Genomic DNA, 386 nt, shown 5'->3' with positions numbered 1-386 from the left:
GAGTACAAGCGCACTGTCACCATGTTTGGGCAAAACACCGACAAGGCCCGGGATAAGTTCCAATCGGATCTTGAGGAGACGCATGTGCTGTTCAAGCAGCATATCCAGCGTTATCGCCCCAGGCTGGATGTCGCTGCCGTGGCGAATGGCGATGTCTGGTATGGGCAGCAAGCGGTTGAGCTGGACCTGATCGATGAGCTGGGCACCAGTGATGACTATATAACCAAGGCCTGTGCTGATGCTGACGTATTCAGTGTTCGTTATGAGTACAAAAAGACCTTGCAGGAAAAAATCGGTTTTGCCGTTCAGGGTGGCATCAGTAAAGCAGTAACAACCGTGCTGAATCGGGTGCAGCAGCAGTCTGTCAGTAAAAGCTGAAAATGATC

General features: G+C 51.3%; 1 protein-coding gene. It reads left to right on the top strand.

Annotation, left to right across the window (positions count from 1 at the left end; all coding sequences use genetic code 11):
* Positions 1–378 (top strand): S49 family peptidase (locus tag Q4563_RS16830; protein ID WP_303605306.1); only part of this gene is annotated, 378 nt, incomplete at its 5' end.
* Positions 379–386 lie beyond the last annotated feature (8 nt).

This window comes from Gilvimarinus sp. 1_MG-2023, from assembly GCF_030548285.1.
Note: the sequence above shows the minus strand (reverse complement) of the source record. Positions and strands in the feature narration are given on the sequence as shown.